The organism is Streptomyces sp. NPDC048337 (assembly GCF_043201175.1).
Classification (GTDB): Bacteria; Actinomycetota; Actinomycetes; order Streptomycetales; family Streptomycetaceae; genus Streptomyces.
The window spans coordinates 74062-90893 of the sequence record NZ_JBICYR010000020.1 but is presented as its reverse complement, the minus strand read 5'-3'; the positions used below and the strand labels follow the sequence as shown (position 1 = coordinate 90893).

At 71.7% G+C, this 16832-nt stretch carries 13 protein-coding genes; 11 read left to right on the top strand and 2 right to left on the bottom strand.

The genetic code is table 11. The annotated features are described in order from the left end of the window. The coding region (locus tag ACGFYU_RS27995; protein ID WP_393830071.1) for a ParB/RepB/Spo0J family partition protein at nt 1-1076 on the bottom strand (1076 nt) is incomplete at its 3' end. Then, nucleotides 1073-2233 (bottom strand): ParA family protein, encoded by a 1161-nt coding sequence (locus tag ACGFYU_RS27990; RefSeq protein WP_393830070.1) that lies wholly within the window; start codon nt 2231-2233, stop codon nt 1073-1075. The genes ACGFYU_RS27990 and ACGFYU_RS27995, both read right to left, overlap by 4 nt. Before the next feature lie 155 nt (nt 2234-2388). Here ACGFYU_RS27990 and ACGFYU_RS27985 point away from each other — a divergent pair, with 155 nt between their 5' ends. From ACGFYU_RS27985 to ACGFYU_RS27935, 11 genes are all read left to right on the top strand, one after another. Further along, nucleotides 2389-4044, top strand: coding sequence for a DUF2637 domain-containing protein (locus ACGFYU_RS27985; protein ID WP_393830069.1), 1656 nt, complete (start codon nt 2389-2391; stop codon nt 4042-4044). A gap of 525 nt (nt 4045-4569) precedes the next feature. Further along, complete coding sequence (locus ACGFYU_RS27980) at nt 4570-5463, top strand: hypothetical protein (protein ID WP_393830068.1); 894 nt, start codon at nt 4570-4572, stop codon at nt 5461-5463. 52 nt (nt 5464-5515) lie between these two features. Beyond that, nucleotides 5516-5785 carry a hypothetical protein gene (locus ACGFYU_RS27975; RefSeq protein ID WP_393830067.1) on the top strand — a complete coding sequence of 90 codons (270 nt, stop codon included), beginning with the start codon at nt 5516-5518 and terminating at the stop codon, nt 5783-5785. Further along, nucleotides 5782-6894 carry a conjugal transfer protein gene (locus ACGFYU_RS27970; RefSeq protein WP_393830066.1) on the top strand — a complete coding sequence of 371 codons (1113 nt, stop codon included), beginning with the start codon at nt 5782-5784 and terminating at the stop codon, nt 6892-6894. The genes ACGFYU_RS27975 and ACGFYU_RS27970 overlap by 4 nt, the downstream gene beginning before the upstream one ends. Nucleotides 6895-6910: 16 nt before the next feature. Further along, on the top strand, nt 6911-7195 hold the full coding sequence (locus ACGFYU_RS27965; RefSeq protein ID WP_365195546.1) for a hypothetical protein: 285 nt from the start codon (nt 6911-6913) through the stop codon (nt 7193-7195). Continuing rightward, a complete protein-coding gene (locus tag ACGFYU_RS27960; protein ID WP_393830065.1) occupies nt 7192-7827 on the top strand; it encodes a hypothetical protein in 636 nt (211 codons plus the stop codon). Before ACGFYU_RS27965 ends, ACGFYU_RS27960 begins: the two co-directional genes overlap by 4 nt. Nucleotides 7828-7841: 14 nt before the next feature. Continuing rightward, a complete protein-coding gene (locus tag ACGFYU_RS27955) occupies nt 7842-10385 on the top strand; it encodes an ATP-binding protein (RefSeq protein ID WP_393830064.1) in 2544 nt (847 codons plus the stop codon). Next, nucleotides 10382-12808, top strand: a complete 2427-nt coding sequence (locus ACGFYU_RS27950; RefSeq protein WP_393830063.1) for a hypothetical protein — start codon at nt 10382-10384, stop codon at nt 12806-12808. Before ACGFYU_RS27955 ends, ACGFYU_RS27950 begins: the two co-directional genes overlap by 4 nt. Then, entirely contained in the window at nt 12805-13968 is a 1164-nt protein-coding gene (locus ACGFYU_RS27945) for a C40 family peptidase (protein WP_393830062.1), read from the top strand. Before ACGFYU_RS27950 ends, ACGFYU_RS27945 begins: the two co-directional genes overlap by 4 nt. 225 nt (nt 13969-14193) lie before the next feature. Continuing rightward, the gene (locus tag ACGFYU_RS27940) at nt 14194-14655 is read left to right on the top strand and encodes a hypothetical protein (RefSeq protein ID WP_393830061.1); all 462 of its coding nucleotides are present in this window, start codon (nt 14194-14196) and stop codon (nt 14653-14655) included. Continuing rightward, nucleotides 14652-16826: an ATP/GTP-binding protein gene (locus ACGFYU_RS27935; RefSeq protein ID WP_393830060.1), complete on the top strand. Its 2175-nt coding sequence runs from the start codon at nt 14652-14654 to the stop codon at nt 16824-16826. Before ACGFYU_RS27940 ends, ACGFYU_RS27935 begins: the two co-directional genes overlap by 4 nt. Nucleotides 16827-16832: the final 6 nt, after the last annotated feature.

Here is a 16832-nt window from a genome sequence, read left to right as displayed (position 1 = left end):
AACACTTCCGCACCATCGGACTGGGAACCTGGCCGAGCCTCGGATCGCGGAGTCGACTCCACGTCCCGACCCGACAGGTTGTTGACCGCGGTCAACACTTCGCTGGGCTGTTCGGGCGGGGCTGCGGTGCGTCCTGCCGGCACGGAGTTGTTAACCGCGGTCAACACTTCCGCACCATCGGACTGGGAACCTGGCCGAGCCTCGGATCGCGGAGTCGACTCCACGTCCCGACCCGACAGGTTGTTGACCGCGGTCAACAACCCGGTGGCGGCGGCTGACTCCAAGATCGCCTTCTTCTGCGCCTTGGCTTCGGCTTCCTGAGCCTTGTGGGCTGCGAGGAGCTGGAAGAGCTCTTCAGCGGAAAGAGCGGTGGGGGAGTCCTTGAGACGCCGAGACATCCAGACCGCGTCCCTGCCCGAGATCTCCCCGCTGCTGACGGATGCACGGACCTCCGCCGGCAGCGCGAGCAGGCCGAGCTGGTTGGTGATCCACGCTCTCGACTTCCCGAGCTGTTCCGCTGCTCGGGCCTGGGCACCGTGCCCGCCGCTCTTCTCGGCGCACACGTCAACCAGCTGCTGGACACCGGTGGCGCGCTCCACGGGGTCGAAGTCGGCGCGGTCCAGGTTTTCCTTGAGCAGCCGGTTGAGGAACTCTTCCCGGCTGTCGGCGAACTCGTTCCGGATGACGAAGTCCAGGGTGAGCAGCTCGGCACGCTTGGCGCTGCGGAAGCGACGCTCACCATTGACGAGTACGTACTCGGCGTCGCCGATCTGCGCTGCATGGTCGGGCCAAAGGGACAGGTACGCGGCCCGGGTCACGACGACACAGGCTGCGAGCTGTGCCTGGCGGAGTTCCTCGCCGAAGCGTGCTTGCTCTTCCGCGCTTCCGAAGTTCCGACGCGGGTTGAGGGGCGTGGAGGAGACCTGCGCGAGCGGGATCTTGACGATGGCGTACGAGGGAATGCGCCCCTCTGCCACGGCCTTGGCGCGTCCGCGGTCGCTCAGGGCGGGGCCGACTTGGATGGCGGATGCCCTCTGGAAGGACGTCCCGCCGCCGAGCTTGTCTGCCTTGCTCATCCGACGAGCCTCCTGGTGAGCTCGCGCATGCAGCTGGCCTGCTCGGATTCGGGGGCGTACTCCAGCAGGGGCTGCTTGAGACGGACCGCTTCCCGTTGCTCCTTCAAGTCCGGAATGACGCCGATCACCGGGGGAGTTCCGAGGTCTCGCCAGCCCTGAAGCGAGGACGTGGCGATGAATCCGCGGCGGCTGTCGTACAGGTTGACGACGATGCCCAGGAGTGCGAGCGGGAGGTTCATGTCGCCGGAAAGGGAGGAGATCTGGTTCATGAGGAGTTCGTAGGCATCCGCGGAGGAGTCCTCTGCCTGGACGATGATGACGATGCCCGAGGAGTCCGTCTCTTCGCCGTCGCGGGTGCGGCCGTAGTAGAGGGCGTTGTCCATCGTGTAGCCCAGGCTGGGAGGGCAGTCCACGAGGATGTAGTCGTAGTCCTCCTCCAGCGCCAGAAGTTCTCGCTCCAGTGCGGCTTCCCGGATTCGCAGGCCGGGGGCGGTGGCGAGCTTGGCGTCCAGCAGGAACGCGTAGTTACTGCCGGGCAGCAGGTGGAGGCGGTCGCCGAAGAGCTGGTCGGATTCCACCGTGACAACGAGGCTGCGAAGTTCGACCTTCTTCTCTTCGCCGAGCATGCGCTTGGCCAAGCTCGGGTCGTCGATGCCGAGGGGTTTGTGGCCGAGCTGCGCGGTGAGGTGGCACTGCGGGTCGAAGTCGACGAGCAGCACGCGAGCACCACGCTCGGCAAGTCCTTCGGCGATGCCGGCGGAGACGGCCGTCTTCCCAACCCCACCCTTCTGATTGCAGACGACGTACCTCACCGGGCCTGAGGCCTCACGCTGCTTGTGGGAGGCAGGCCGGTCCCGCAGCCACTCAGTGAGGGCCTGCGCCAAAGCCTGGTTGAGCGCCACCTTGCGACTCTTGGCCACCTTCCGGAAGGCCGTGTTCATGCCTCGCGGCAGGTGTGTCGTGAAGTTCGCGGCTCCACTCGTGTCGGCGGGTGGGTGCTCTGCACCGTCTGCCATCCATGCCTCGATGGCCTCGGCGACGGCGTCCTGCATGACCAGGCCGAGTTGGGCGGAGCGGACCTTGATCTTCTGCCGCAACTGGGGCGGCAGCTTGATGGCTACCTTCTCCCTGCCCGGCGGGTCGTTTGTAGCGGTCATACGGATACCTTACTGACCTAGACTGCTGGTTCAACCTCGCCACTCGCTGACGAGTTGTCGCATTCGCGACGGAGCTCGACGGAAGACAGCTGACAGCAGCCACCGCCTGGTGACAGGCTGATCAACTGGACCGGTCGGAGATGGGAAGAGAGCACGTGGCTCAACTGCAGCTGACGAGAACGCACCGGATTCTGATCGGTGTGGTGGTCGCGGGCGCCGTCGTCATTGCCGGCATCGGTTTCGCCGGCTCGTACGCCGCTGTGCGCGAGCTCGCTCTGAAGAAGGGCTTCGGCGACTTCTCCCTGGTGTTCCCGATCGGCATCGACGCCGGCATCTGCGTCCTCCTGGCGCTCGACCTCCTGCTCACCTGGATCCGCATCCCGTTCCCCCTCCTGCGTCAGACCGCGTGGCTGCTCACCACCGCGACGATCGCGTTCAACGGCGCGGCCGCCTGGCCGGACCCGCTCGGCGTCGGCATGCACGCAGTCATCCCCGTGCTCTTCGTGGTCACGGTGGAGGCGGCCCGGCACGCGGTCGGCCGGATCGCGGATATCACCGCCGACCGGCACATGGAGGGCGTCCGCATCACCCGCTGGCTGCTCTCGCCGGTCCCCACGTTCAAGCTGTGGCGCCGGATGAAGCTCTGGGAGCTGCGGTCATACGAGCAGGCCGTCGCCATGGAGCAGGACCGGCTGATCTACCAGGCCCGGCTCCAGGCCCGCTACGGCCGTGCCTGGCGCCGCAAGGCCCCGGTGGAGGCGCTGATGCCGCTGCGGCTGGCCCGCATCGGCGTCCCGCTCGCGCAGACCTCTTCCGCCGGCCTGACCGCAGCCGGCCTGAGCCCGGTCCTGCTGTCGCGCCCCGAGCCCGCGCCGGTGCCGGTGCCTGCGGAGGAGCCGGAGTTGACGGCAGCGGCAGATGTGCCCGAGCTGCCTCCGGCCGACCAGCCGCCCGTTGAGGAGGTCCCCGTCCCGGAAGCGGAATCTCCGACCCGCGCCGCGGACCCCGCTCCCGAAGCCTGGGATGCGGTACCCGAACCCGTCCTCGTCGACCTGACGCTGGCGGGGCGGGACTTCATGGGGCAGTACGGCGTGGTCCCGTCCGCAGAGCAGTTCGCGGCGTTCCTCGCGCGGGACTACGGCCTGACCGACCAGGACACCGGTGGCCTTCTGCCCGATGCCCTGCTGGAGCCGGTGCTCGCTGAGCTACGGGCGGCAGATGCCGAATCGGCGGTCCTCCCGGCTCCCGTGCCGGCGGTCGCGGAGCCTGTGGCCGACGCGCCGGCGGCTTCGGCTCCGGCGTACGAGGAGCAGCCCGGTGCGGGGGATCCGCACCCCTTCTTCGGAGAGCCGAGCAGTGTCCACGGCCTGTCACACCCGTCGGCCGAGCAGGTACAACTGCCCGCCGGAGCGGTCCCCGCGCCGACGGCGTCGGTGACCGACGCGGGCCCGGCCGTACCCGCAGGCCGTTCCTTCGAGCAGCCCGTCCTCTCGGCGCCGACCGAGGCGGAGGGCCGGGACTGGGTCGCCGAGGTGGCCGTGTCGGCTGAGGCGACCGCCCGGGTGCCACGCCAGCAGGCCGATGAGGTGCCGGCCGAGACAGACCCGATCCAGCGCGACGTCGAGCTCGTGGCCTCCTGGCTGACGGAGGCCGAAGAGGCCGGGAAGAAGCTGTCGGGGGCCGAGGTCGCCCGGCGCCTGGAGGTCTCGCCGAAGACCGGCCAGCGCCGCGTACTTGAAGCGAAGCAGCACCTGGAGGAGCAGCGCCGGCAGCAGGGCCGGGCGCACCTCCGCTCCGTCGGCAGCAGCTGACCGATTCCGCTTCGGGCACGGTGACCGGTCACCGGCTCCCGATCCCGGCCGCCCCGCGTAGTCGTCCCGCCGTTACCGATCCGGTGCGTGACCGATCGCGCAGCCGGTGCCATGACCGATGGACGAACCCGCCCACGACCGGGCCCGTGACCGGTCACCGGGCCCGCTCGTGACCGATTCCGGGCCCGGTGACCGGTGACCGATCGAGGCCCCATCGGTCACCGGTCATGACCGATCCGCGGCCATCGGTCACCCCTCCGCAGCGTCCTCCCACCCGCCCCCTGGGCAAGCCTTCACCCGGGAATCCCGAGGCTTGCCCACCCCCCAGCCAGGCTTGCCCACAGTTGCATGGACCGGTCACGAGGAGGCTTGCCCAACCCCCCACCAGGCTTGCCCAATCGGTCACGGGAGGCTTGCCCAGCCACAGGGCAAGCCTCCCATCTGCGCTTTTAGGGCTGCGGGCAAGCCTTCGGGCAAGCCGGTCTGAGGAGTGTGTACGGCACGAGATCCGAAAGGAGACGTGCCGTGCACGACGCTTCGCACCCCGCCGCCGGCGGCGGGTACTTCGACCGGCTGGACGCCGACTGGGCCGCGCTGTGCGCGGACCCGGCCCTGCGCCAGGCGGTGACCGACTGGGTGACCGATGGCCGACTGACCGACGAGGTCGCGGCCGTGACCGATTCCTGGGCCGGCGCCTGGACGCCCGAGCAGCTCCTCGCCGCGTTCCGCCCGGCGACGGACGGCGTGACCGATTCGCTGACCGATGCCGTCCTGCGCGCCCTCCTGGAGCGAGCCGCCGGCCGTGACCGATCCGCCGTCCTCGCGGGCCGCGTCATCGTCCAGGCGATGCTCCCCGCCGTCTTCCGCATCACCCGCGGGCAGGTCCGCATGACCGGTGGCCGCACCCGCGACGCGGTCGGTCACGTGACCGTGGCCGCCCTCTACGAAGTCGCCCGCTCCGGCCGCATCCACCTCCGCCCCGGCCGGCCCGCCGCCAACCTCACCCTCGACACCCTGCGCCGGGTCCTGGCCGAGCTCGCCGCCGAGCAGGAGCCGGCGGGGGAGGACCTCGCGGCCGCCGAGAAGATCGCCGACCCGACGCCGGGCCCGTACGACATTGCCCGCGCCCGCAGCCTCCGCGCGGCCGCCGCCGAAGCCGGCCTCCACGCGGGCCCGCCCGAGGACGCCGCGACCGCCCCGGCCCGGCTGGAGCTCCTGGAGCTCCTCCTGGACGCGGTGCGCGACGGCGCCCTGTCGACCGCGGACGCGCAGGCCTTGGCCTGGCACCACGTCAGCGGCGGCCTCCCGGACGCCGAGGCCGCCGCCCGCGCCGGGACCACGGCCGGCGCCTGGCAGCGCCGGCGCTCGCGGGCCCTGGCCCGCCTCACAGCATCCCTCCAGCCCGAGGCCGCGGCATGAACCGGACCACCGCCCCTGCCACCGTCCGCTCCCCCCCCCTTGGAGATGCGCCTTGACCACATCCGCCGCCGCGACGTCGCTGGACGCCGACGAGGAGCGCGTCACCCGCGCCCAGCGTCTGCTCATCCACCTCGGCGCCGCCCTCGTCGCCCACCCCTTCGACACCGGCACCCACGAGAAGCTCCGCGCCTTCCTCGACGAGGACGCCGAACCCGTCCTCGCCTCGCTCGCCGCACTGAGCCGGCGGCCCGAAGCGGAACTCCGGCGCCGGATCACGGAGCTGGCCGGCCACACCCTGCGCTCGGCCGGAGGCACGGCATGAGCCCCGTCCTCACCGGCCGCCGCAATCAGGCCGCCCCGGCCGACCCGCAGCCGCCGACTGTCCAGGAGACCGGCACCGAGCCGGACGCCGGTTGGGTCGCCGGCTGGTCGACCGGAGCACAGGCCAACTCGGCGGCCCTGATGCGCTGGCTCGTCTGGGGCCTGATCGCACTCGGGCCGCTCATGGGCACGCTCGCCTACCTCTCCGTCCCGGCCACGTCCGCGTCCCCGGCGCCGAAGACCGCGCCATCCGCACCGGCCGCGAGCGGCGGACAGGGCGCATCCGGGTTCGCGACCCTCTTCGTCGCCGCCTACCTGTCCGCCGGGCGCGGCGATGAGCCCAAGCTCGCCGCCTACTATCCGCCGGCCGCCAGCATGCAGCTCGACGGCGCCTCCGGCCAGCACCGGGGCGAGCAGCTGACCGTCGTCCGGCTCCGCCAGACCGACAACGCGGTCTGGTCGGTCACGGTCGCGGCCCGCGTCACCGGCGCGCAGCCGACGGCCACCCCGTCCACGCAGCCGGGCGCCTCGCCGAGTCCGGCGGCCGCGGCCGATGCGGTGCGCTACTTCCAGGTGCCCGTGGCCACCGCGCCCGGCGCCGGGGGAGCGACCGCGTACACGGCGCTCGCGCTGCCGGCCGAGGTCGCCGCCCCCGAGCGGGCCAAGGGCCCGGAGCTGGTCTACGGCGCGATGCGCCCGGCCCTGCCCACCGACCCGCGCACTCAGGCCGTCACGAGCTTCCTGACCGCCTACCTCACCAAGGGCGGCGCCGAGCTCGACCGCTACCTCGCCCCCGGCACCCGCCTGACGGCTCCGTCCCCGGCCCCGTACTCCGGCGTTGCGGTCGACCAGCTCGCGGTCGAGGGCGAGACCGGCGGCGAACCGGTCGTCTCCGTCCCCGGCGACGGCACCGCCCTGCGGCTGCTGGTCACCCTGCGGGCGACCGGTCAGGACGGGGTGCGCCTGCCGCTCACCTACGCCCTCACCCTCAAGGCCCGCGCCGGCCGCTGGGAGATCGCCAGCCTCGACGGCGCCCCGGCCCTCACCTCACAGACTCCGGCCCCGGCTGCCTCCGGCGCCCCCGGTCCGGTACCCACCCCCACCGCATAGAAGAAGGAGCACTGTCATGCACGAGACCGTCACGCTGGCCGCGGGCTGGATCCAGACCGGCACGGGGATCGGCACCGACATCAAGGCCCTGATCTTCGACGTCGCCATCCCGGCCCTGTGCGGGATCTTCGTCGTGGTCGTCGGCTGGAAGACGAAGGCGCCCGGCCCGACGATCATGGCCGTCATCTTCGCGGCGATCGTCTGGGGCCTGTCCGCCAACATGGGCGCTCTCAAGAACAAGACGACCGAGGACATCGTCCAGTACCAGTCCGGCCCGAACGCCGCACGGACCGACCAGTGAACGAGGCCGCCACCGGAACGGGTGGGGGAGAGCTGGACTTCGAGCTCATCGGCCGCTGCTACACCAAGGCCCGGCGCGCTCCGCTCGTCCACGGGGTGATCCGGGACGTCAACGGCGGCCGGGGAATCCGGCTGCCCGGCGGCCCCTACACCCTGACCCAGCTCGCCGGGATCGTCGCCACCGTCGCCGCCCTGATCCTGACCCGCCCGGTGTGGGGCGGCCACGGCTGGCTCGACGCCGCAGCCCTCCTGGTCCTGCCCGCCGTGGTCGCCTTCGTGCTGCGCCACCTCCACATCGACGGCCGCAACCCCGCGGCCGCCCTGCTGAGCATCGCCCTGATGCTGGCCGCGCCCCGGCGCGGCCAGCTCCGCGGCCGCGCCTACCGGCCGGCCCGCCCCACCCGCGGCGACACCCGCATCCACCTGCCCGCCGACGAACAGGCCGCCGACGCAACTGCCCGGGCGATCACTGAGGCCCCCGCCCTGGAGCGCCGGCCGCAGCTGGCCCGGCCCCGGCCCGCGGTACCCGCCGCCGTATCACCGGCACCCGCAGGGCCTTCGGCGCCCGCCGCGCCGGTGGCCTCGGGCGTGCAGGCCCTGCTCGCCCGACGCGCCTCCACCCCTCGTACCTGACTGGAGAACTGACGATGCGCCTGCCGATCCGGCACGTCCAGCAGAACCTGATCTTCACCACCCACGGCACCGTCTGGGCGGTGTGGCGCGTTGCTGCGACCAACTACTCCCACGCCCCGGCCGCCGTGAAGCGCCGCCGTCTCAAGGCTCTGGAGGGCCTGTTCAAGGCGATGACTGGCGAGCCGATGCTGCTGTCGCTGTGCCCGCAGATCGACCCGACCGCGGTGGTGCGCGCCATGGTCGACGACATCGACCTGGAGCGCGCGCCCCGTTACGAGAGCCTGGGGCACGCGGTCCTGGACCAGCTGGAGACGATGGAGCTGACGGGCCGCACCGACTGGCTCGCGCTCCCGCTGCCTCCGCTGTCGCAGAAGGACGCGGTGATGTCTGCGTTCCGGGCGGCGCGGGCGGAGGTCTCCCTGCAGCTGGGCCTGATGCCCGCGCTCGTCACCGACGCGGAGGTGCAGCGGCGCCTGGAGCAGGCTCAGCGGATCCAGGCCCAGTGGCCGACCGGCGTCTCGATGCGGCCGGCGTCCGAGGCGGAGATCCTGTGGATCTACGGCCACTCCGCGCGGCGCGGGCTCGCCGAACCGTTCCTCCCGGATGGCACCGAGACCCCGGTCCGCGGCCGGGGCCGGAACGTCGCGGCGCTGGGGGAGATCCTCGTCGGCGAGGGCGGTGCCGACTTCAACACGGGCCCCGCGCTGCCGGCCAACCCGTTCACGCGTCGCTTCCTCCAGGTCTCCAGCGAGTGGGGTGACTCCTACCAGGCGCTCCTGGCGTTGAGTGAGATGCCCGAGGCGTTCGCCCTCCCGGGCGCGGCCTACCTTCAGCAGCTCGACGACCTGGCCTACCCCGTCGACTGGACCGCGCGTCTGGTCATCGTCCCCGGCTCGAAGGCCGAGCCGAAGGTCCGCAAGCGCGCCCGTCACCTCAAGGCGCAGGCCGCCGAGTACGAGGGCGACCCGGCCGGCCCGCCGGCCGCGGTCGCCCGCAACCAGGCCGACAACGAGGAGTACCACGAGAGGCTCACCGCGAACCGGCGCGAGGTGGAGATCCGCGCCATGGTCACCCTGGCCGTCTGGGGCAACAGCCCCGACGACGCCATGGACCGGGCCGCAGCTCTCGCTTCCGACTTCGGGTCCACCGACTACACCTTCTCCCGGCCCGCCGGCGAACAGGCCAGCCTGTGGCAGGCGATGCTGCCCGGCTTCCGCACCCCCCGCGTCATGGCCGGCTACGCGCAGATCCTCCTCGCACGGGACTTCGCGATGGCCATGCCCTGGTGCGGCTCCCAGCTCGGCGACGAGCGCGGCGGCCTCTACGGCCTCCAGGTAGCTTCCGGCGGCGCCCGCCCCGTCCTGATCGACCCCGCCCGCGGCCCCCGCGAGAACGCGAGTGCGTCTATGGCGTGGCTCGGCGAGCTCGGCGCCGGCAAGTCCGTCGGCATGAAGGGAGCCGTCTACAACGTCCTGGCCCGAGGCCACCAGCTCGGCCGGCCCGGCAGCCGCGGCCGTGCCGTGATCGTCGACCGCACCACCGACCAGGAATGGGCGCGGTTCGCGCAGGCCTGCCCTGGCACCACGCAGCTGATCCGCATCGACCACACCGCCGAGGTCTCCCTCGACCCGCTGCGCCTCTACAGGGAGAGCAGCCCCGAGGTCGCAGCCCGCTTCACCGAGTCCTTCCTCACCCTGCTGCTCGGGGTCCGGCCGATGGACCTCGAAGGCGTCGCCCTGTCCGAGGCCGTGCAGGCCGTCCTGGCCCGGCCTGAGCCGTCGATGCGCGCCCTGATGGACGAGCTCACCGCACGTGGCGCCGGGGACGCGGCCGCTCACGGCCTGGCCCGCAAGCTCGCCTCGGTCGCCCGCAAGGACCTGGCGAGGGTCGTGTTCGACGAGACGCTGCCGGTCGTCGACACCCACCGCGCGGACTCCGTCGTCTTCCTGGTGTCCTCGCTCGCCCTGCCGAAGAAGTCCGAGCTCGCGAGCGAGCACCGGATCCAGCGCCTGGAGTTCGAGAAGGTCCTGGGTCGGGCCCTGATGTACCTGATCGCCGCCGTCTCGCGCGAGACCGCGATGCGCTCGCGGGACGAGTTCGCGGTCACGGTCTTCGACGAGTGCTGGTGGCTCACCTCCAGCGACGAGGGCCTGGAGTTGCTCCTGGAGCTGCTGCGCGACGGCCGCAAGCGCAACGCGGCCGCGTACATCGGCAGCCACGACGCCGACGACATCGGGCCTGCCGACAGTGAGAAGGGAATGATCGTCCGCGGCCTCATCCCGCACCGGTTTGTCTTCCGGCAGACCAGCCGCCCCCTTGCCGCGCGCAGCCTCGAATTCCTCGGCGTGGACTCCACCGACAGTGACCTCCTGGACCTGGTGACCGGCGGCCTCTCACCGCTCGGCCTGCCCGAGGACCAGCGCCGGGCCCGGGCGGGGGAGTGCCTCTACCGCGACCTGGCCGGCCGCATCGGCCTGATGCGGGTCCTCATCCCCCGGGACCGGGCGATCGAGCGCGTCATCCACACCACCCCGACCAGCCAGCAGGTGGCGGCATGAAAACCCTGCGCGCCCCGTTCAAGCGGCTGCGGCTGCTCGGAACAGCCCGCCTGCGCCTCGCCCTGCTCGTGGCGGCGCTCGCCGCGACCGCGTTCACCATGCTCACCTCGTTGCCGGCCCTCGCCGAGCCGAGCCCGTCCGCGACTCCGGCGCCCACCAGCCCGCCGGTGGCCAACCCGCTGGGACCGCCCACAGCCGGTGCGCGTACGCCCACCCCGGAGGAGCTCGCCGAGATCGAGAAGATCATCGCCGACCTCAACAAGCGGCTTACCGACGGCATGAAGGAGGCCTACCTCAAGACCGAAGAGGAGCGCCTGCGCAAGCTCCTGCCCGACGAGGGCGGTGTTCTCGCGGTCTTCAGCGTCACCGACCGCAATCGCATGCCGATCTCGGCCTACACCGTCAAGTCGGACACCGGCGGGCTGATGGACTGGGACCTCGGTATCCAGAACCTGATCGCCGAACTCTGCTTCATGATCACCAAATGGGTTGTCGCGTTCTGCTGCTGGCTCATCGCCTGGTCCCTCAGCTTCGGCCTCGCCAAGCTTCTCCTGACGCCCGTTCTGTCCGTCGCCAACTCCCTGCACACCCAGGTCATCCTGCAGATGGGACTGCCCAGCCTCTTCCTGTCGGTGTGCGCACTCGTCTGCGTGGCTCGCATCTTCTTCGGCGACCGGGCCAAGGGATGGGGAGACGCCGCTCTCACCCTCCTCATCGCCGGCCTGACAGCCACGCTGCTGTCGTCGCCCCCGCAGATGCTCCTAGGCGAGAAGGACGGCGCCGTCGCCGCTGCCCGTGGCCTGTCCCTCGAAGTCGCCGACATCATCCTCGACGCGAATCCCGGCGAGCGTGAGAAGGACCCCGACGACGAGGACTCCGCCAGCGAGCGAGCGCTCTCCCGCCCGCTGACCGACGCCCTGACCGACGCCTTCATCGTCAAGCCGGCCATGCTGCTCCAATACGGCCGGGTCTTCAAAGGTGACTGCGCGAAGAAGTACTCCGACACCAAACTCACGCAGCTCGCCTACGACCGGGCAGTCAACGAGCAGATGGAGCGGCTGAAGAAGCTCAACAGCTACCGCGCCTGGATCGACCCCACGGGTGCGCAAATCACCGACTGGACGATGCCGATCGCCAAGCAGTGGGCGATCGACCACTTCGGCAACCCCCCCATGGAGGCATTTGAGAAGCAGTGCGTCGAAGGCGATGCTCAAGCGGCCAAGCGGGCTTCCATGGACAAGGTCGGCGGGGCAATCTTTCTGCTCGTCGCCGCGCTGATCGTCACCGTACTCATCACGGGTCTCGCAGGTTCCTTCCTCGTCGCTCAGTGCCGCATCGCCTGGGACGCCGTACGCGCTGAACCCGCCCTCGTCGCCGGCCTCGTACCCGGAGCCGGCCGCGGCTACCTGTGGGACTGGGGGGCATCCGTCCTGCACGCCCTCGGACAGCTACTCGCCTCCATCATTGGCCTCGCCGTCCTCATCCTGATCATCCAGGCGGTCCTGGACCCCGTACAGACGGAGAAGAGCACCGAACTGACCCTGCGTTTCCTGGCCGTGGACGTCGTGTGCATCGGCGCGATCAAGAAGCGCAAGGCCCTCACGGTCAAGTCGAAACAGGCCGCGGCGAACTTTCGCGCCAAGATGTCCGCAGGCAGGATCGGCGGGACCAACGGCTCCGTCTTCACCCCGTCCTCCACCCCGGTGCAGAAGAACCAGTCCATCGCGCGCAGGGTCACGCGCGGCGCGGTCCGCACCGCGATGGTCGGCGTCTCCCTCGCATCGGGCAATCCGATCGCCGCCCTCGGCTACGCCACGAGCTCCAGCGTCAGCACCGTCGCCCTGATGAACCGGATCCAGTCCGGGGGCAACCGCGGCCGCCGCCCGGCCCGGCCCGCAGGCCAGCCCCAGCCCCAGCCCCAGCCCCAGCCCCAGCCCCAGCCCCAGCCCCAGCCCGGCAACGCCGGCAACCCGGGGCAGACACCGCCCGTCCCGCCGCAGAACCCGCCCGCGCAGCCGCCCAACCCGCCCGGCACCCCGGCGAACCAGCTCCCCGGCGGCCCGGCGCACCACCTCGCCACCAGCAGCAGCCAGGCGGTCACCGTTCCGAACCAGCTGCCGGGCGGTCCGATGTACCAGCGCCCCGGCACCAGCGGCAGCCAGGCGACCACCACGCCGAATCAGCCCAACCCCCCGGCCACGCAGGCCACCACCCGCCACCAGCCCCGCCACCAGGTCCCGACCCAGCCGGCTGTCTCGCCGCGCCAGCAGCAGCTCCGGCAGCGTCTGGACCGTGGCACCCCACGGCAGCCCGGCCCGCGCCGCGTCCCGACCGCGGCCCCGCGGCGGCCCAGTGACGCGTCCCCGAGCCGTAACGAGGAGCGGGAGTTGAACATCCGCCGCCGTCGGCAGCGCCGCTCATGAAGAAGAAGTTCAAGGGGTGGCTGGCCGGCGTCGCCGGGCTGCTCGGCCTGGCGCTCGTTCTGCTGGCCGCCGTCGCAGCCCACGTGGCAGGCCTCGGCCAGAGCGAGGCCGAGGCCGCTGCGGCAGCAGCCAGCTGCCCCGCCGGCGGCCAGCCCGGCCTCGACCCGGACACCGCCGAGATAGCCCGCAAGGTCAAGGAGATGCTCGCCGGGAGCGGCGCCGTGAACGTCCCCGGCCTCGACGAGCCCAAGAAACAGATCCCCAACGCCAAGGTCATCGTCGCGACCGGCATCCAGAAGCGAGTGCCGGCCCGCGGCCAGGTCATCGCCCTGGCCACCGCTCTCCAGGAGTCCACCCTGATCAACCTCGACCACGGCGACCGCGACTCCCTGGGCCTGTTCCAGCAGCGGCCCTCCCAGGGCTGGGGCACCCGCGAGCAGATCATGGACCCCGTCTACTCCTCCACCAAGTTCTACGACGGGTTGGTGAAGATAAAGGACTGGGAGCAGATGCCCGTCACCGTGGCCGCGCAGAAGGTCCAGCGGTCCGGCTTCCCCGACGCGTACGCCAAGCACGAGCCCCTCGCGACCGCCCTCCAGCAGGCCATCGCCCCCACCCTCGGCGCCGCCCCCGCCGGCCCGATGCCGGGACAGCCCAGCCTCGGCGGCGGCTTCGGCCCGGGACGGTGCGCCGGCCAGGGCGGCGGCAACGTGGACTTCGGGAACATCCCGGCCGGCTCGCTGCCGGAGGGCTACCAGATCCCGGCCAACGCGCCGATGCAGGTGCAGACCGCGATCCGCTGGGCACTGGGCCAGCTCGGCACCATGTACCAGTGGGGCGGCAGCTGCACGAACCCCCACGGCCCCAACCCGTCCGAGCGGTGCGACTGCTCCTCCCTGACCCAGCGCGCGTACGGCGTGGCCGGCAAGGAGATCACCCGCACCACCTACACGCAGATCAACGACGGCCATGTGGTCCCCACGAGCGCGATCCAGCCGGGCGACCTGCTCTTCGCTGTCGGCTCCGCCTCCCGCCCCGAGCACGTCGCCATGGCGATCGGCTACGGGTACGTGGTGCACGCGCCGAAGCCCGGCCGCGTCGTGGAGGTCGTCAAGCAAGACAGGTTGGGCCCGATCCTGCTGGTCGTGCGCGTCGTCTGATGAAACGGCGGTGCCCGGCCCGGACATCCCGCGGGGCGGGCACCGATCGACTCAGTCACCGCAGGCACCAGCACCCCCAATCGTCAAGGGATTGCAAAGCATTCGGGCGCGGTGTCTGGATCGGCCGCGAATTCTTACTTGGTCCAGGTGAAGGGCTTCTTCCCACCACCCTGGAGGAACCGTGCACCACTCCGCCCCGTCCCGGACGACCTCGGTCCGGCCGACATGAGCCTTCCGCACCTGCCGGTTGACGAGCTTCTCGCCCAGCTCCAGGCCGTCCTGAGCGCGGCCGCACCGTACCTCGTCGCCCTCGGCGTTCTCGGGGCGGCGGTCTGGGTGTGGTGGACGATCCGGCGCGCGGCGCTCGTCCGGGAAGCGCTCGCCGACCGGGTCCAGGTCGAGGTGGTCCCGACCAGCACGTTCGACCCCGGTGAAGGGGAAGTCGGCCGGTGGGCCCGCCAGCTCGGGCGTGTGCACTACGCCGCCGACGGGGTCCCGGCCCGCGGATCGGCGGTGCGGCTGCGGTACACCGCGGTGGAGGGCAAGATGCGCTGCTACATCGAGGGCCCGGCCGCTGCGGCCGCGATCCTGAACATGCCCGGCTTCGCCGAGGTCGAGGTCCGAACCCAGCATGGCCAGGCCGACATCCGACCCGTCCGCTTCAACGGCCCGGGAGGAACGTCGTGACCGCCGTCATCTCCCTCGCCAAGCCGGCGCAGGCGACCACCGCCCCGGCGAACGCGCGCCGGTACGTGCAGCGCGCCGAGCTCACCCTGGGCCTGCCCGACTACAGGGCCCTGGCCTCCCTCGGCCTGAGCCCCGACCCGCTCCAGCAGATGGCCGCGGCCATGGCCTCCGTGCGTACTGAGGACGGGGAGCAGGCCGAGGCGGTCTTCGACCTGGTCCCCGTGTCCGAGCAGCGCCTGGCCCGCCGCCGACGCCGCCTGATGGCCCGGGCCGCCCGCCGGGGCCCGTCCGCGTACGGCGAGCGCCTCACCGGAGGCTTCGGCGGAGGCGGCTTCTGGGGTTCGGCGACCTCCGCCTGGTCCGGCGGTGCCGGCGCTTCCAACCGATCCGAGCGGATCCCGCGGCAGACCGACCTGCGCGACGGCGTCGGGAAGCTCGAACCGTCCGCCGGGGCGGTGTTCGCCGTGCAGATCCTGCTGCGCACCGAGGCAGCCCACCCGCAGCTGGCCCTGGCCCGGATGCACCAGCTGATCGCGGCGCTGTCGATGACCTCGGGTGAGAACTACCTCAAGGCCCGTCGGCCCCGACGATGGGCGATCGGCAAGTTCGAGCGCCGGTTCGCGAGCGGGGAGTTCGCCCCACATCGCCGGCAGTGGCTGACGGTGCCCGAGCTGGCCGGCTGGCTCAAGCCGCCCACGGTGAAGTGCACCGCCTCAAGCGTCGTCCGCACCGGCGGCCTGGTCCCGCCGGCCCCGGCCGACCTCCCCGTCTACACCGGGCAGCACGACCTGATTCCGCTCGGCGCCGTGGTCTATCCCGACGGCCGCGAGCGGATCGCCGGCGCCCGCGTCCAGGACCTCCTCTTCGGCCTCCAGCTCGGCAAGTCCGGCCACGGCAAGACTGAAGAAGCCCTGGTCCAGTGCATCGCGATGGCCCACTCCGGCTACGGCTGCTGGTTCCTCGACCCGCACGGCGAGGGCTGGGCCCGCGCGAAGCCCTACCTCGCGCACCCGGAGATTCTCGACCGGCTCTGGGAGATCAACCTCGCCAAGGCCGACCCGGACCAACCCGTCGTCTCTTGGAACCCCCTGTCGATGGAGGGCCGCAACCTGTCCGATGTCCAGGACATCGTCCGCTCCGTCACCGAGGGCATCGCCGCGGCACAGGACTGGGGCGACAACGCGCCCCGCGCCCGGACCATCCTGGCCCGCGCCTCCCAGGCGCTGGCCCTGCTCAACCTCCAGGCCGTCCAGGCCGGACACCCCGAGGCGCAGTGCACCCTCTTCCAGCTGCGCACCTGGCTCACCGACGAGGACTGGCGCGAGGGGCTCCTGCGCAAGCTCCCGGACCGCGTCCGCGCGTACTGGGAGACCACGTTCCCCAAGCTGGGCCCCGACGCGGTGCCGACCGTCACCTACGCCATCGACCGCCTCGACACCAGCCAGAGCCTCCAGGGCTTCTTCGGCAGCCCGCGCTCCGCGTACGACGTCCGGCACGCCATGGACACCGGCAAGGTCGTCTTCGTCTGCCCGTCCGGCAGCGAGAGCGACGCCCTGGTCAGCTGCCTGCTCATCCACGACCTGCACCGCGCCGGCCTCTCCCGGCAGGACACCCCGCGCGAGCAGCGGAAGACCTTCTGGGCCTGGGGTGACGAGCTCACCGCCCTCGACTCCTCCAGCAAGGGGTTCCTCGCCGCCATCGCCGAGCAGCTGCGCAAGTACGAGGTCCGCTTCATCGGCATGACGCAGATGGTGCTCCGGCTCTCCGCCATCACCCGCCAGGCCCTCCTGCAGAACCAGTCCTGGCTGTCGACCTGCGCCGCGGACTACGACGAGGCGGCCTTCGTCGCCAAACGGTGGAACGGCCACGTGTCCCCGGAGACGATCACCGAGCTGCCGAAATACCACTACGTGATGTCCGTGAACCTCAACGGCGCCCGGACCACGCCCTTCCGGGTCCGCGGCCTGCCCGTGGACGAGGTCTTCGCGCACTACGACAACCCGGCCGGCGTCCCCGCCCTCGACCAGGCGATCGACAGCAACCTCAACCGCCGCCCCCTCGGCGACATCCTCGCCGACCTGGAAGAGCTCGACGCCGTCGTCCTCGCCCGCCACACCGGCCGGCGCCCCGGCGGCCCGAGCGCCGGCGACCCCACCAGCGTCATCCACTAGAGGGGA

Excerpts from the sequence above, each read along its gene's own strand:
- ACGFYU_RS27965 (WP_365195546.1), top strand. The coding sequence starts at position 6,911 with ATGCACGAGACCGTCACGCTGGCCGCGGGCTGGATCCAGACCGGCACG.
- ACGFYU_RS27970 (WP_393830066.1), top strand. The coding sequence starts at position 5,782 with ATGAGCCCCGTCCTCACCGGCCGCCGCAATCAGGCCGCCCCGGCCGAC.
- ACGFYU_RS27945 (WP_393830062.1), top strand. The coding sequence starts at position 12,805 with ATGAAGAAGAAGTTCAAGGGGTGGCTGGCCGGCGTCGCCGGGCTGCTC.
- ACGFYU_RS27950 (WP_393830063.1), top strand. The coding sequence starts at position 10,382 with ATGAAAACCCTGCGCGCCCCGTTCAAGCGGCTGCGGCTGCTCGGAACA.
- ACGFYU_RS27940 (WP_393830061.1), top strand. The coding sequence starts at position 14,194 with ATGAGCCTTCCGCACCTGCCGGTTGACGAGCTTCTCGCCCAGCTCCAG.
- ACGFYU_RS27990 (WP_393830070.1), bottom strand. The coding sequence starts at position 2,233 with ATGACCGCTACAAACGACCCGCCGGGCAGGGAGAAGGTAGCCATCAAG.
- ACGFYU_RS27955 (WP_393830064.1), top strand. The coding sequence starts at position 7,842 with ATGCGCCTGCCGATCCGGCACGTCCAGCAGAACCTGATCTTCACCACC.